The organism is Prauserella aidingensis (genome assembly GCF_024171865.1).
In the GTDB taxonomy this organism is placed as follows: Bacteria; Actinomycetota; Actinomycetes; order Mycobacteriales; family Pseudonocardiaceae; genus Prauserella; species Prauserella aidingensis.
This window is the reverse complement of the sequence record NZ_JAMTCN010000008.1, coordinates 92,931-106,546: the sequence shown is the minus strand read 5'-3', so window position 1 is coordinate 106,546 and position 13,616 is coordinate 92,931. Positions and strand designations below refer to the sequence as shown.

14 protein-coding genes and 1 tRNA gene are annotated in these 13,616 nt (G+C 69.4%); 11 read left to right on the top strand and 4 right to left on the bottom strand.

Going from position 1 to position 13,616, the window contains the following annotated elements; translation table 11 throughout:
• Nucleotides 1–159 precede the first annotated feature (159 nt).
• Nucleotides 160–1,056 (top strand): DMT family transporter, encoded by an 897-nt coding sequence (locus tag LY13_RS11500; protein ID WP_253828450.1) that lies wholly within the window; start codon nt 160–162, stop codon nt 1,054–1,056.
• Nucleotides 1,057–1,066: 10 nt separating this feature from the next.
• A complete protein-coding gene (locus tag LY13_RS11495; RefSeq protein WP_253828344.1) occupies nt 1,067–1,627 on the top strand; it encodes a DUF6328 family protein in 561 nt (186 codons plus the stop codon).
• 72 nt (nt 1,628–1,699) lie between these two features.
• On the opposite strand, the gene LY13_RS11490 is transcribed toward LY13_RS11495, so the two are convergent.
• From LY13_RS11490 to LY13_RS11480, 3 genes are all read right to left on the bottom strand, one after another.
• Entirely contained in the window at nt 1,700–2,719 is a 1,020-nt protein-coding gene (locus tag LY13_RS11490; protein WP_253828343.1) for a hypothetical protein, read from the bottom strand.
• 30 nt (nt 2,720–2,749) lie between these two features.
• Nucleotides 2,750–5,437: a helix-turn-helix transcriptional regulator gene (locus LY13_RS11485; protein ID WP_253828342.1), complete on the bottom strand. Its 2,688-nt coding sequence runs from the start codon at nt 5,435–5,437 to the stop codon at nt 2,750–2,752.
• 78 nt (nt 5,438–5,515) lie between these two features.
• Entirely contained in the window at nt 5,516–6,226 is a 711-nt protein-coding gene (locus LY13_RS11480; RefSeq protein WP_253828341.1) for an NADPH-dependent FMN reductase, read from the bottom strand.
• A 325-nt stretch (nt 6,227–6,551) separates the two neighbouring features.
• Here LY13_RS11480 and LY13_RS11475 point away from each other — a divergent pair, with 325 nt between their 5' ends.
• Both LY13_RS11475 and LY13_RS11470 read left to right on the top strand, forming a co-directional pair.
• On the top strand, nt 6,552–6,887 hold the full coding sequence (locus tag LY13_RS11475; protein WP_253828340.1) for a YnfA family protein: 336 nt from the start codon (nt 6,552–6,554) through the stop codon (nt 6,885–6,887).
• Nucleotides 6,888–7,068: 181 nt separating this feature from the next.
• Nucleotides 7,069–7,144, top strand: a tRNA-Lys gene (locus LY13_RS11470).
• A gap of 118 nt (nt 7,145–7,262) precedes the next feature.
• Here LY13_RS11470 and LY13_RS11465 read toward each other — a convergent pair.
• A complete protein-coding gene (locus LY13_RS11465) occupies nt 7,263–7,859 on the bottom strand; it encodes a hypothetical protein (RefSeq protein ID WP_253828339.1) in 597 nt (198 codons plus the stop codon).
• Between the two features lie 558 nt (nt 7,860–8,417).
• Between LY13_RS11465 and LY13_RS11460 the strand changes: the two genes are divergently transcribed.
• The 7 genes from LY13_RS11460 to LY13_RS11430 all read left to right on the top strand — a co-directional run bounded on the left by LY13_RS11460 (nt 8,418) and on the right by LY13_RS11430 (nt 13,595).
• The gene (locus tag LY13_RS11460) at nt 8,418–8,807 is read left to right on the top strand and encodes a hypothetical protein (protein ID WP_253828338.1); all 390 of its coding nucleotides are present in this window, start codon (nt 8,418–8,420) and stop codon (nt 8,805–8,807) included.
• Nucleotides 8,808–8,956: 149 nt separating this feature from the next.
• A complete protein-coding gene (locus LY13_RS11455; RefSeq protein ID WP_253828337.1) occupies nt 8,957–9,292 on the top strand; it encodes a hypothetical protein in 336 nt (111 codons plus the stop codon).
• A 106-nt stretch (nt 9,293–9,398) separates the two neighbouring features.
• Nucleotides 9,399–10,175 (top strand): hypothetical protein, encoded by a 777-nt coding sequence (locus LY13_RS11450; protein WP_253828336.1) that lies wholly within the window; start codon nt 9,399–9,401, stop codon nt 10,173–10,175.
• Between the two features lie 67 nt (nt 10,176–10,242).
• Nucleotides 10,243–11,064 carry an SAM-dependent methyltransferase gene (locus tag LY13_RS11445; RefSeq protein WP_253828335.1) on the top strand — a complete coding sequence of 274 codons (822 nt, stop codon included), beginning with the start codon at nt 10,243–10,245 and terminating at the stop codon, nt 11,062–11,064.
• Between the two features lie 178 nt (nt 11,065–11,242).
• The gene (locus LY13_RS11440; RefSeq protein ID WP_253828334.1) at nt 11,243–12,151 is read left to right on the top strand and encodes a LysR family transcriptional regulator; all 909 of its coding nucleotides are present in this window, start codon (nt 11,243–11,245) and stop codon (nt 12,149–12,151) included.
• A 122-nt stretch (nt 12,152–12,273) separates the two neighbouring features.
• Entirely contained in the window at nt 12,274–13,098 is an 825-nt protein-coding gene (locus LY13_RS11435) for a DUF3100 domain-containing protein (protein WP_253828333.1), read from the top strand.
• 2 nt (nt 13,099–13,100) lie between these two features.
• Nucleotides 13,101–13,595 (top strand): hypothetical protein, encoded by a 495-nt coding sequence (locus LY13_RS11430; protein ID WP_253828332.1) that lies wholly within the window; start codon nt 13,101–13,103, stop codon nt 13,593–13,595.
• The last annotated feature ends 21 nt before the right edge of the window (nt 13,596–13,616 follow it).

Below are 13,616 nucleotides of genomic sequence, written 5' to 3'. Positions count from 1 at the left end.
GTGACACGAACACGTCTGTTATCGGCGACCGGTCGTAATCTGGCACGCGTGACTTCACCGGACGCAACTCCCTCGGACCCAGGACCCTCCGACGCGGCTCGCACGGGCACCGGCACCGCGGATACAGGCACGCCCCGGGACCGGACGTGGCTCGTCGCGGTGGCGGCCGCCCTGTGGGGAACCGACGGGCTGCTCCGGCTGCCGCTCGCGGAGGAGCTGCCGTCGGGCACGGTCGTGTTCTGGGAGCACCTGATCATCGTGGCGGTGCTGGCGCCGTTCGTGCCGCGCGCGGTCCGGGCGCTGGCGCGATGCGGTCCGCGCGTGTGGCTGGCCGTGCTGATCATCGGCGGCGGCTCCTCCGCGCTGGCCACGGCCCTGTTCACGGCGGCCTTCCAGACGGGCGACGCGATCACGCCACTGGTGTTGCAGAAGATGCAACCGCTGTTCGCGGTGCTGGCGGCGTGGGCCGTGCTGGGCGAACGACTGCGGAGCGGTTACGTGTTCTTCGCCGCCCCGGCGATCGCGGGGGCGTGGCTGCTCGCGTTCGCCGACCCACTGGACATCGAGTTCAGCGCACTGCGCGCGGCGTTGCTCGCGGTCGGCGCCGCGGCGCTGTGGGCAGCGGGCACCGTGCTCGGGCGCCTGGTGTCGACCAGCCTGCCGTCACGTGACGTGACCACTCTGCGCTTCACCGTAGGACTTCCCGTCGCCGCGATTATCGTGGCGGCTCAAGGGAACCCGTACACGGTGGGCTGGGACAACGCCGTGGGACTCGGACTGCTCGCGCTGATTCCGGGACTGTTCGCGCTGAGCCTCTACTACACGGGCCTGCGCGCAACGCCGGCCGCGCGCGCGACGCTGGCCGAACTCGCCTACCCGGCGACGGCCGTCGTCATCGGAGTGTCCTTTTTGGGCGAGACGATGACCGTGACGCAGTGGGCCGGCCTCGTCGTCGTGGTCGTCGCGGTGACGGCCCTCGGCTGGCACGAGCGCACCGCGAAACGGCGTCCCGTGGTCGTCCCGCCCGAACCCGTGTTGGCAGGCGACCGGGAGTAAGGGAACCGACATGAGCAGCGGCTCGGAAGCGGAATCGCGCGGCAGCGGGTCCGACGCCGCGCAGGCCGCGGGCACGGCACACGGCACCGGGAACGGCGCCGGGGCCGCGCCCGACCCGGCCGCGCACGACATCCACGCGGAGCCGCACCATCAGCGGCTGACGAGGAACGTCAACGAGCTGCTGGGCGAGCTTCGTGTCGCGCAGGCCGGGGTGCAGATCCTGTTCGGCTTCCTGCTGGCGGTGGCGTTCACGGCGCAGTTCCGTGAGGCGAGCGGGTTCGAGAAGATCCTGCACCTGGTGACGGTGCTGTTCGCCGCGGCGGCGACGGCGCTGCTCACGGCACCCGCGGCCTGGCACCGCATGCTGTTCCGCGCGGGCAGGAGACAGACGATCCTGCGCGTCGGCAACCGGCTGGTCATTGCAGGCCTGGTGTGCCTGGCCGTCGCGGTGACGCTCACCGTCGGGCTGATCGCCAAGGTGGTCTACGGCCCGGTACTGATGGCCGTGGCCGTGGTCCTGATCGGCGGCCTGTTCTCGACCCTGTGGTTCCTCATCCCGACGAAACTGTGACCCCCGGCGCGGGTCGCACTTTGGTTGCACTCAACGCAACCAAAGTGTCCCTGGGGGCACGAGCCGGGCTCGTCAGTCCTCGTCGGTGAGGTACGGGTGGAGGCCTGCGGTGTCGTTGTACCGCGGATCGGGGCGGAACCAGGTGATGACGTCGGTGTCGAAGGCGTCGAGGTCGGAGACGTCGTAGAGCTCCTCGTGCGCACCGTCGGCGAACGCGTGGTCGTCGAAGTGGCCGAAGATCTCGGCGGCGCGCTCCTCCGGCATGGCGTCGGCGAGGTCGAGCTCCAGCTCGGCCCGCGACTTGACGACGTGCAACACGAGCGCCTCGGCCAGGCACAACGGCGCCGTCCACTCCTCCTGCGTCAGCCGGTAGCCGAGGATCGCGGTCGTGACGAGCAGCTGCTTGGCGAACAGCGCGGTGTACTGGTCGGCGTACTGCTGGGGCAGTTCGTCCATCACCCAGAGCGCCTCGACGTCGACCGCGGTGCCGTCCTCGTCCTCGAGCAGCTGGATGTCACCGAACAGCTCGTCGGTGACCATTTCGACGCCGTGCATCATGGCGCCCGCGACATAGCGCGCCTCGTGTTCGGTGACGTCGCCGCCCTCGGTGAATCCGAACGCGTCGAGGCCGAACGCACGCAGGTACTCGGACGCGTCGAGCAGCCGCTGCCTGCGCTCGGTGAGTTCCAGCTGATCGGCCGGGTCGATCTCGATGACGGCGTCGTCGTCCGGTTCGACCGAGGCGGCGAGGGCGCTTTCGAGCTGGTCGTCGGTGGCGGTGACGGCACAGTGCTTGACCTGCCAGCCGCGCAGCAGTTCGGTCTCCTCCAGGAGCTGCTCCAGCACGGCACGCGTGGCGTCCTCGGCGAACACGAGCGCGGGCGCGTCGAGCAGCCAGCTGACGTTCGCCCCGCCGAGGTGCGCGTGCACGGCGTGTTCGACGGGCGTGATCTCGACACCGTCCGGCCCCTCGATCCCCGCCAGGCGGGACAGCCGCGTATCGAGCAGCGCCACCACGCCGACCTGCTGGAGCGGGTCCAGGTCAGGGCCGTCTTCCGGGGCGGTGAGCTCTGCCGACAGTTGGTACTCCACGGCGTGCAGTGTGGCACGACGAGCGACGGCTCAGGCCATCAGCTCCAGTTTCGCGAGCTCACCCCTGCCGGACACGCCGAGCTTCGGATACGCCTTGTACAGGTGGTAACCGACCGTGCGCGGGCTCAGGTACAGCCGGTTGCCGATGTCGCGGTTGCTGAGGCCGTCGGCGGCTAACTGGGCGATGCGCAGTTCCTGGGGTGTGAGCCCGTCGGTGTCGACGGTGGTCTCGCGGCCCGGACGGCTGTCGCGGCCCTCGCCCGCGGCGCGCAGTTCGGTGCGCGCACGGCCCGCCCAGGGTTGCGCGCCGAGCCGATCGAACACCGTCAGCGCGGCACGCAGGTGGGGCCGCGCCTTGACGGGGTTGCGGTCGCGGCGCAGCCACTCACCGTGGGCGAGTTCGGTGCGAGCCTGCTGCCACGGGCCGGCCTGGTCGGCCAACCCGAGCGCGGGCCGCAGTAGGTCCGGCTCGCCCAGCAGGCCACGGCTGCGCAGCGCGACGGCACACAGCTGCGGCCGTTCGACGGTGTCCGCCCACGCCACATAGTCCGCAAGCGCTTGCGCGGCGAACTCGTGGTTCTCGGGGCGGCCGGTCCGGGACGCCGCCTCGACGAGGTCCGGCACGGCAGGCAGTCCGGCGAGTCCCGGCCGGTGCGCGGCCGCCAGCTGATCGACCGCGGCCTCCGCACGACCGTCGCCGAGGTCGAGCAGGGCGAGCGCGTGCGCGGCGGAGGCCGGGTCCGCGTCGGCGGCGTACGAGGCCGTGGCATCGGCATCGCCCCGCACGGCGGCCACGACGGCCTGCACCCCCGAGAGCATCGCGACGCCGCGCCGCTGCCCGATGCGGGTCGCGACGTCCAGTCCTTCCGTGGCCGTCCGCGCCGCGGTGTCGAGCTCGCCGAGGTGCAGCTCCGCCTGCGCGAGCACCTCCAGCGCCGCGGGCAGCACCCCGGTGGCGGCCTGCCTCCTGGCCTCCCGCACGGTGTCGGTCGCCCGCGCGTAGGCGCTGTCGGCGTCGCCGAGCAGCAACGACCACCACGAGCGCTGCACCTCGGAACGGAGCGTCAACGCGACGTCGGTGCACTCCGTCAGCTCCGCGCAGCCTGCGGCGACGAGGTCCCGCACCGCGGCGACGGCGGCGGCGACATCGGCACTCGCGGCGGTGGCCAGGGCGCGTACGCGCTCGGCTCCGGGCAGCGCCAGCTCGTCGGCGACGGCGGCGGCCTCGACGGCACGGGCCGGGTCGTCACCCCGCCACGCGGCGCCGACCGCGAGGAACAGCAGTTTGCCCGCCGACTCCGGGGTCTCGGCCGCGATCCGCCGGGCGGTCGTCACCAGCAGGTGATGCGCCTCGGCGGTCCGTTCGTCGTCCTCGGCGAGCGTGGCGCGGACGATCGCCGCCCATGTCGCGTCGACCGGTTCCGGCAGCAGCCCCGCCGCCTGTTCGGCCAGGTCTCGTGCCCGTTCGGGCTGCCCCGCGTCGGCCGCGGCACGGGCGGCCGACGTCAGGCGGAAACCCTCGTCCCTCGGCCTCGGGCTGAGGTGGGCGGCGCGTTCGTAGTCGTCGGCGACCGCGGCCATGCCACCGCGGACGCGCGCGAGCTCGACGCCGGTCTCGAGTGCCGCGGCGACCGACTCGTCGGGCGTGGTCGTGGCGGCGGCGAGATGACGGGCCCTGCGGTCGGCGTCGCTGTCCTCACTGAGGACCTCGGCCAGCGCCCGATGAGCCTCCAGCCGGCGGGCCAGCGTGGCCGCCCGGTACACGGACGTGCCGACGAGCGGATGCCGGAACCCGAAACAGCCCTCGGTGAACATCACGAGCTCGGCGTCCTCGGCCACGCGGAGGTCGTCGATCGACGCGCCCAGGGTGCCTGCGGCGGCGAGGATCGTGCCGATGTCGCAGGTGCCGTCGGCCGCCGCGACCAGCAGCACCGTCCGCGTGGCGGACGGCAGTTCGCCGACGACGTCGGCGAACGGGTCCCGGCGACTGTCCCGGTCCGAGGCCCCGAGTTCTAGCAGCGCAAGCGGGTTCCCGTAGGCGTCGGCGACGACGCGGTCCCATCGGTGCCGCGGCAGCTCCGTCGTGGCGAGAATGCGCCGGGCCGCGCCGTCGTCGACCCCGGACAACCGCAGCTCGGGCAGGCCCGGTGTGGGCGTGACGGGCGCGTGTGGTTCGCGGACCGCCAGCAGCACCCCGACCCGCGTCCCCGACAGCCTGCGCGCGGCGAACGACAGCGCGTCGACCGAGGGCGCGTCGAACCACTGCACGTCGTCGGCCAACACCAGCACGGGCCCGCTCCGCGCCAGCACGCCCAGCAACTCCAGCAGCGCCACACCCGCGGCGAACCGGTCGACGGAACCGTCACCCGACAGCATCCGGCGCAGCGTTGCGGCGTGCGGCTCGGCCACCTCGTCGACGTGCCCGGCGACCGGGTGCAGCAGGAGATGCAACCCCGCGAACGGGATCGCCGACTCGGCCTCCACCCCCGCACCGCGCAGCACCGTCAGGGTGGATGCGGCTCCGGGGGCGGCTGCGCCGGTGGCAGTGGCGGTGGGGGCCGTGGCGGTGGCGGTGGCGGTGGCCAGCAGTGTCGACTTGCCGATCCCCGCCTCACCGCGCAGCACCAGCGCCTGCCCCGCACCCGCACGCACCTCCTCGACGAGCGTGCCGATGCGGGCCAGTTCGTCGCCTCGGCCGTGGATCACCGCGAAGTTCATGGCCACGAGCCTGCAACTTCGAGTTAGGTCGAGGTCAAGCGAGCGCCCCGGCGCCTCACGGTGCCCCTCCACGGGCGATCAGCCGCCGTACGGCCGCACGGCGCGGGCGTCACGGAGCGCCCTGCCCCACCACAGCAGCTGGCCGAGCATGCCCTTGGCCGCCTCGCCCGCGGACGCCGCGTCGTGGGGGACGCCGTCGTCTCCGAACCGGTTCGGATAGTTGTAGAAGCTGATGGTGTCGCGGACCGTCACGGCGTGCAGCTCCGCGAACACCCCGCGCAGGTGCTCGACGGCCCGCAGCCCACCGCTCATCCCGCCGTAGGTGACGAAGCCGACCGGCTTGGCCAGCCACTCCGCGTGGAAGTGGTCGATGGCGGCCTTGAGGGGTGCGGGGTAGCTGTGGTTGTACTCCGGGGTGACGACGACGAACGCGTCGGCGGCGGCCAGCCGCAGCCCGAGCGCCTCGGTGTCGGCGGTGCCGTCGAGAGAGTCCGGCAGGTCCATGCCCTGAAGGTCGACGACGTCGACGTCGAATCCATGGTGCTTGCGCACCTCGTCGGCGAACCACGCGGCGGCCACGGGGGAGAACCGGCCGGTGCGCGTACTGCCGATGATCACGACGAGCCGCAACGGTGCGTCTCCTCCGGCTCCGTCCGCGATGCCATGACCCGCGGCGGTGGCGGTCGTGGCGGTGCCGGTCGTGGTGGTGCCGGCCTCGGTTGGGGTTGCAGCCTCGGTTGGGGTTGCGGCCTCGGTTGGGGTTGCGGTAGTGGCGTTGTCGCTGGTCATGAGGGTTCCTCTCGTGTCGATCGGTACGTCTCGATGACCGTGGACGCTACGAACGCCGCACCCGGTGCGACATCAGTCGATCGACCGGTACGCCGACCTGCCCACGTGCCCTGCACTCCGGAGACCGTGTTGCAGCCCCAGGGGCTCGTGTTGCAGCCCCAGGGGACCGTGTTGCGGTTTCCGGGGTTCGTGTTGCGGTTCCAGGAGAGCGTGTTGCGTATTCGGGAGCTCGTGTTGCCGACTTCCCGGCTCCGTGCCGCACCCGCCGGCACCGTCCGGCCTGCCTTCGCACCCGGACCGACTCTCGGCCGTACCGTGCTCTCCCATGACAGTCGTGCGTTCGGTGCTGTTGTTCGGGTTGGCCGCGCTGGCGGAGATCGGTGGGGCGTGGCTGGTGTGGCAAGGCGTGCGCGAACACCGTGGGCTTCTGTGGGTGGCGGCGGGTGTGATCGCGCTGGGCGCATACGGGTTCGTGGCGACACTGCAGCCGGACGCGAACTTCGGGCGGATCCTCGCCGCCTACGGTGGCGTTTTCGTGGCCGGTTCGCTGGCGTGGGGCATGATCGTCGACAAGTTCCAGCCGGACCGCTGGGACTACATCGGGGCGGCGTTGTGCCTGGTGGGCGTGGCCGTGATCATGTATGCCCCGCGTCCGGCGTGATGCCGGTGACGCGCTGGAGCGTGACGAAACCGTCGTCGCTGCCGGGCCACCATCCACACGACCACGCGGTCCACGGCGACGCCGATCAGGACCTCCCAATGCCAGGCCACACGGGCAGCGTATGTAAGCGCCGGACCGCCTCCCGCCTCGCGGGACGCGGCCGCTAAGCTGACGCGCGGCAGGGCCGTTAGCTCAATTGGCAGAGCAGTGGACTTTTAATCCTCGGGTTCCGGGTTCGAGCCCCGGGCGGCCCACCACAACCCCAGGCCAGTCCGGGAGCAGCCCAGGGTGAAACGATCTTGGTGCCGTTCTACTGCCCTCTTTCCCTCAGGAAACCCCGGACTGCGGGACTCGTGGCGTCGATGTCGCCGTCAACTACCACGGCTCGCGACGCGAGAGGGCGTCGATGGCATCGAGGTCGGCCTGCAGTCGGTCAGCGATCTCCGTGTTCGTCGGCGACAGCTCCCACAGGCTGAGTGACCATGTTCCGGCTCGCAGGTTCCTCACCGTGAGATCGGCTTTGCGGAGTCCGTCCTGTACGAGGGCACCTGACGCCGTGGGTACTGCTTCACCTCGAAGTGTCATGCCGAGCTGCATGATCGTGTCGCACAGATCGGCCGCATTGTCCGGATCATCGTTCATCACGGCCGTGTGAGCAGCGACGGCGAACGCGGAGATCGGCAGGCCGACGTTCGGACCGTCCAGCGGCAGTGGTGGCAGTGTGTCGTCGTGAGCCCGGCCCTCCTGCAAGGTCCGGAAGTAGCTGCGCGCCAACGTGGCGGCTGTGCTGTCGTCGAGGTATTTCAGCGCGCTGCGCCTGTGGATCCCCAACTGCTCGGAAACGTTGTCCACATGTGCGCGCAGCATGTCCCGGGCCGCACCGGGTTTCAAAGGCATGCCACGGGCGGCGCACTCCTGGTCCAGCGCCTCTGCGATTCGGACGAACTTCTCCGTTCGATCAAACTCAGCCACAGCGTCGGACTGTACGAAGGAGCACCGACAATCCTTGGCGCATCGGACCTCACGACGACCGTGCGGTGACACGTGGACTCCGCATGCGACCACATCGGAATCACACCGCCTCGAGCAGCGGTTTCGATCAAACTCGATCACCCCTGTTCGCGCCCCGGGAACCGCGTGTCGACGTCGCCCGTCCCACGGAACGACGTGAAGGCGATTCACATCTATTCGGACCTCCGCCGCTGGAGGCGACACGAAACCTGGGGAGCAGACGTGACGTATCCGCCACCGCACGATCCGCACGGCAGACCGCGGGGGAGGCAACCGCAGCAGGGTGGATACCCGACTTCCAGCGGCCCGTCCGGGAACCCCGGTCCACCACAGCACCCCGGCCCGCGACAACACCGCGGCCCGCCACAGCCGCAACGTCCCGACCGGCCACTCCGTCACGGCACACCGCAGCTTCCCGGCGGACCGCACGGCTACGGCCCACCGCCCGCGCACGGTGGCACGTCGGGGCCGGCCGCGCGCGGCGGTTTCGGACCGCCGCCGAAGAAACGCCGCGCCGGGTTGATCGCCACCATCGCAGGCGGTGCGGCCGCCGTCATCCTCGTGCCACTCGCGATCACGGCATTCTGGGCACCCGGGTTCCTCGTCGACGACGGCCCCGAGGAGGTGGCGGAACGCGCCGTCGCTGCCCTGAGTTCTCAGGATTCGGCAAGGATCAAGGACCTCGCCTGTGACGCGGCCGCGTCGGGGAACGTCCAGAAACTGGACCAGAGCCTCGGGAAGCTCACCTGGCGCATGACCGGGGACATCACGCGGAACGGCGACGAGGCGCGGGTACCGGTTCGCGTCACGCTGGAAAGAACGAACGGCGACACCCTGTCGCAGGACGGAGAAATGATCCTCCTCGACGTGAACGGCTGGTGCGTCTCGACTCTCGAACGTTTCGACTGAGCTTCCGGACGAATGTCGAGTACCTGCCTGGACTCCACGGAGTACACCGTTCCCACCGGCATCCGCGCTCGGCGCGCCGTCATCGCCGGGCAAGGAACGAGGGAGGTTTCCGCTTCGTCCAAGGAAACGTGGAAACGAAACGAAAGCTCATGATCTGGTCGCTCGTACTGTGCCTGGCTCCGTTCCTCATTTTCATGGGATCGACTTCGTACGAGATCACCAACGGAGTGGTCACCGAGTACAGCTACTTCAATATGGCCGCACTGGCGGGAGGAATCGCCGCAATCGTGGTCGGCGCGAACCTGCTGCGCGGTGAAAGGCGTTCGAGAACGACGGTTGCGGTGTTCGCGATCGTGCTCGTCGTGGGTGCTCTGCAGGTGACTCGCGGAGTGGGGGCGTTGCCGGGAATAACGGGCTGTGTCACGGAATCCGAAGGCGAGGGATTCTGCACTCCGACCGCGGCAGCACTCTACGACGACGACTAATCCACATAGGACACGCTCGTCTGCGACACGGCGCGCGGGGCTACAGCAGAGCCCGGCATGGCCGACCGGGACCGAAGAACACGCCGACGAATCGGGATCACCGACGATGCTCTTGGCCGACGAGGTCGCCGCGATACGGCGAGCCGACGCGCGCCTACCTCTCCGCTGGCTGCTGGTGGCGTCGGGGTGGCTGGCGATGCCCGTGATTATGGGCATCAGCGTGTCCGAGGGCCACACTCTGGATCATCTACTCGGCCGGACCACAGCGGTGTCGGCCACCGTCGAATCGGTCGACGAACACGACGGTTGGTGCGACAAGGAGGACGGGGACGTCACGAACGTCTACCTCCGTTGGACGCTGCACGGAGAGCCGGGCGAAGGCGGCTACGGGGGCTGCCGGAACATTCCGGCAGTGGGCGACACCGTGCAGATCTGGGTCATGCCCGGCAGCCACGAGGTGCATCGCGACTCTCCGGAGGAGAGCAGGATCGTCCTGGCGATCGGGCTGGCGGTGTCGGTACTCATCGCAGTGGGGATGGGGGCTCTCCTACTCGTCCCGCCCCAGCGCCGCAGACGCCGCCTGCTCGCGGCGCGGAACCTGCACCTGCTCACCCGGCCCGTGCCCGTCGCACTCTCCATGGGCAACAACACGATCGGGATACAGCCGGTGGCAGGGGGTGACCGTAGGGTCAACGTGTACATCGTCGTCCGTCGTCGCCCTGGCGCCACAACCAGTACGTTCCCCAGCCGGAAGCTGAAAGGGACGTGGTGGCTCCACCTCGCACCGGACGACGGAGCGAAGCGGAGGTTCGGCCTACTCGTCCGCGACCAGGAACGGGCCTGGATCGACATGGCGGCACGGAAGACCTGGACGACGTACTGACCGGGGACCAACAGCAGATTGCCACACGTGCGTGTGCATGCGGCGGGGCAGCGGTTACGCTCGGCCCATGCCCGATGAGCGTGCCTCCATCGACACCGAGCGGCCGAGCGCAGGCCGGATCTACGACTACGTACTCGGAGGGCGGCACAACTATGCCGTCGACCGCGAGTTCGCCGAGCAGCAGTTGATCGAGGCGCCGCAGATGCGGGTGGGCATGGTGACCAACCGTGAGTTCCTGCGCAGAGCGGTGCGGTTCGCGGTGGAGTCGGGCATCAGGCAGTTCGTCGACATCGGTAGCGGACTTCCGACCCAGGGCAACGTGCACGAGGTGGCCGACGAGGTCGCGCCGGGCGAATGCCGGGTGGTCTACATCGACAACGAGCCGATCGCGCATGCGCATGCCCAGGTCCTGTTGGAGGACACGGCCGATCCGGAACGGCACCATGCGCTCTTCGGCGACTACTTCGACGGCGAGGAGCTGTGGCAGCGGGTGGTGACCGAGGGCGGTATCGACCCGGACGAGCCGGTCTGCCTGCTGATCGTGGCGTTGCTGCACTTCATGCCGGACGATCGGCATCCGGAACGCCCGCTGGCCCACTACCGCGCACAGTTGCCGCCGGGCAGCCTGCTGGCGCTGACCCATATCAGCCTGAATCCCGCGGACGACGAGGTACACGATGCGTTCCGGACGGTGGCCGGGCAGTACACCAACCGTGCAACGTTGCCGTTGACCCAGCGCAGCCGGGACGAGATCGCCGCGTTCGCCGGCGATCTCGAGTTCGTCGAGCCGGGCCTGGTATGGCTTCCCGAGTGGCGGCCGGAGAGCACCGACACGATCGACGCTGCCGAGGCCAACGTCATCGGCGGTGTCGCACGCAAACCCGCATGACGGCAGAGCCGCCGAGCTGACGGCAGCTGCGCACTCCACACAGGACCGGTGACTGTCACAGGGGCCGGAGTCCTGTCATGCGGATCAGTCACCTCGGGACCTGGCGCTGCTCGGCGCACCGGCGGCGACGGTGATGATGAAATACCGAGCCGCAGGTGCCGGCGCGTAAGGTCGGGCCATGGCTCTCGACGACCGGACGTTGCGCTACTACAGCGCCGTCTGTGAATCCGGGTCGATCCGCTCTGCCGCAGACCAGCTCGCCCTCGCCCCGTCCGCCGTGAGCCGCACGATCGCGGCGCTCGAACGACACCTTCGCACGACCCTGCTCGAACGCACTGCTCGCGGCGTGCGCCCCACCGAGGCAGGAGAACTCCTGCTCCGCTTCGCGAAGGATCGCGCACACCTGGAAGAGCTGCTCACCGAAAACCTCGACGAGCTCCACAGGCTGCGTCGTGGCCGGGTGCGTGTGGCGGCGGGCGAAGGGTTCATGGACGACCTCGTGGAACACGGGCTGAACGACTTCCTCACCACCTATCCCGGAGTGTCGGTGGAGGTGACCACCGGCGGCACGGACACGATCCGTGACTTGCTGTTGTCCGACGACGTCGACCTCGCACTGGCGCTGCACCCGACACCGCACCGGGAACTCACCGTCGTACAACAGGCTCCGCAGCCGTTGCACGTCATCTGCGCCCCGGACCATCCACTCGCCGAACTCACCTCCGTCACCCCGGGACAGCTCGACGGCCGAGCGGCAACCGTTCTCCCCGAACGGTTCGGCCTGCGCACGTTGACCGACCAGGTTCAGCGGACCTACGGCGTACTGCTCGACATCCGCCTCGTCAGCAATTCCATGCACGCGATGGTCGGGTTCGTGCTCGCGGGCCTCGGCATCACGCTCCTGCCGCGATTCGCCGTCGGCCGCCACCTCGCCCATGAGCGACTGCGAGCGATCCCGTTGACGGAGGCGGAAAGCGACCGCGTACACGCCCAGCTGCTGACCCGCACCGGGCGTCCACCGTCGTACATCGCCTCCAGGCTGCTGGAGCACTGTGCGCAGCACCTCGACTCACTCAACCCCCAGTGAGCGTTGCCTTTGCAGCAACACCCCCGTCTAAAAACTGTCGTCTTGTGCACCACCCAGGCCGAACGTAGCGTCGCCTGCCATCGAGAGTTCCGTCGCCGAACCCCTCATCCGCAGGAGCCGACATGCGTGCACCGGGCAACGTGCTGGACATGTGGCGACTCCACGTCGCCGTGCTCGTCATCGCCCTCATCGCGCAGCTGATCGACGTGCGGGAGATTCCCCTCGGCCCCGCCGCGATCCTGCTGCTTCCGCTGCTGTACGCGTTCCTTCTCAGCGTGCTGCTCAATCCACACGTCGTCGGGGCCGTGTCGAAGATCGTCCGAAAACGTGAAGTCAAAGCCGCTTCGCCCATGATCGTCATTACGATCATGCCGTTCATCGCGAAATTCGGAACCACGATCGGACCGTCGTTCGAAGAGCTGATCGAGGCAGGCCCCGCACTCCTGCTCCAGGAGATCGGCAACCTCGCCACGGTCGCGATCGCGTTCCCCCTCGCGGTGTGGGTGTTCAAACTACGCCGTGAGTCGATCGGTGCGACCTTTTCCGTGGCCCGCGAACCGAACCTGGCCATCATCGTCGACCGGTACGGCCTCAAAAGCCCCGAAGGCACCGGCGTCATGGTCGTCTACGTCGTCGGCACCGTGTTCGGCACACTGATCTTCTCGGTCCTGGCCTCGTTGCTGGCTTCGCTGGGCTTCTTCGCTCCCGAAGCGCTCGCCATGGCGTGCGGGGTCGGTAGCGGCTCCATGTTGGCGGCGTGCAGCGGGGCGCTCTCGGGAACGTGGCCCGGCATGGAGGACACCGTGGTCGCACTCTCCGGGGCCAGCAACCTGCTCACCTATGCCACCGGGCTGTACGTCAGCTTGTTCGTCGCTCTTCCGCTCGTCGAATGGCTGTACAAGAAGGCACGCCCCGGCGAAGCCTCCGCAGCACGGAAGGAGAACTGACCGTGAGCGCAGAAGACACCGTCGGCGGGAGCACCCGAGTACCGCGCGAGAACCTCGCCGTGGGGCCGACCCTGCGCGACCTCGCCGTGGTCAGCGTCCTCGGCTGGGCCCTGCAGCTGCTGGCGACCGACCTTTCCGCGTTGGCAGCTCTCGCCGGGTTGGCCGGGCTGTACGTGATCTGTGCCGTGGGCGTCGTGCTGACCCGCTTCGCCCCGTTCTACCTGCCGAGCATCGCGTGGATCTCCCTGCTCGGCATCGCAGCCACGCTGCCGTTCACACCGTGGGGAGACAGCGTCACCGCGCTCGTGGCGGACATCGACTTCCTGGCGCTGAGTGTCCCCGCTCTGGCCTACGCGGGTTTGGCGATCACGCAGCGCGAGATCGACGTCGTGAAGAAGTCCGGCTGGAAACTCCTGCTGATCGCGGTGTTCGTCCTCGCGTCCACCTACCTGGGCTCGGCGGTCGTCGCCGACATCGTCCTCCGAATCACGGGTTGATCCGTCCACCCACCACCGACG

Bases quoted from the DNA above. Each gene is read 5' to 3' on its own strand.
- LY13_RS11495 (WP_253828344.1), top strand. From the start codon at position 1,067: ATGAGCAGCGGCTCGGAAGCGGAATCGCGCGGCAGCGGGTCCGACGCC.
- LY13_RS11485 (WP_253828342.1), bottom strand. From the start codon at position 5,437: ATGAACTTCGCGGTGATCCACGGCCGAGGCGACGAACTGGCCCGCATC.
- LY13_RS11480 (WP_253828341.1), bottom strand. From the start codon at position 6,226: ATGACCAGCGACAACGCCACTACCGCAACCCCAACCGAGGCCGCAACC.
- LY13_RS11475 (WP_253828340.1), top strand. From the start codon at position 6,552: ATGACAGTCGTGCGTTCGGTGCTGTTGTTCGGGTTGGCCGCGCTGGCG.
- LY13_RS11455 (WP_253828337.1), top strand. From the start codon at position 8,957: ATGATCTGGTCGCTCGTACTGTGCCTGGCTCCGTTCCTCATTTTCATG.
- LY13_RS11450 (WP_253828336.1), top strand. From the start codon at position 9,399: ATGCTCTTGGCCGACGAGGTCGCCGCGATACGGCGAGCCGACGCGCGC.
- LY13_RS11445 (WP_253828335.1), top strand. From the start codon at position 10,243: ATGCCCGATGAGCGTGCCTCCATCGACACCGAGCGGCCGAGCGCAGGC.
- LY13_RS11440 (WP_253828334.1), top strand. From the start codon at position 11,243: ATGGCTCTCGACGACCGGACGTTGCGCTACTACAGCGCCGTCTGTGAA.
- LY13_RS11435 (WP_253828333.1), top strand. From the start codon at position 12,274: ATGCGTGCACCGGGCAACGTGCTGGACATGTGGCGACTCCACGTCGCC.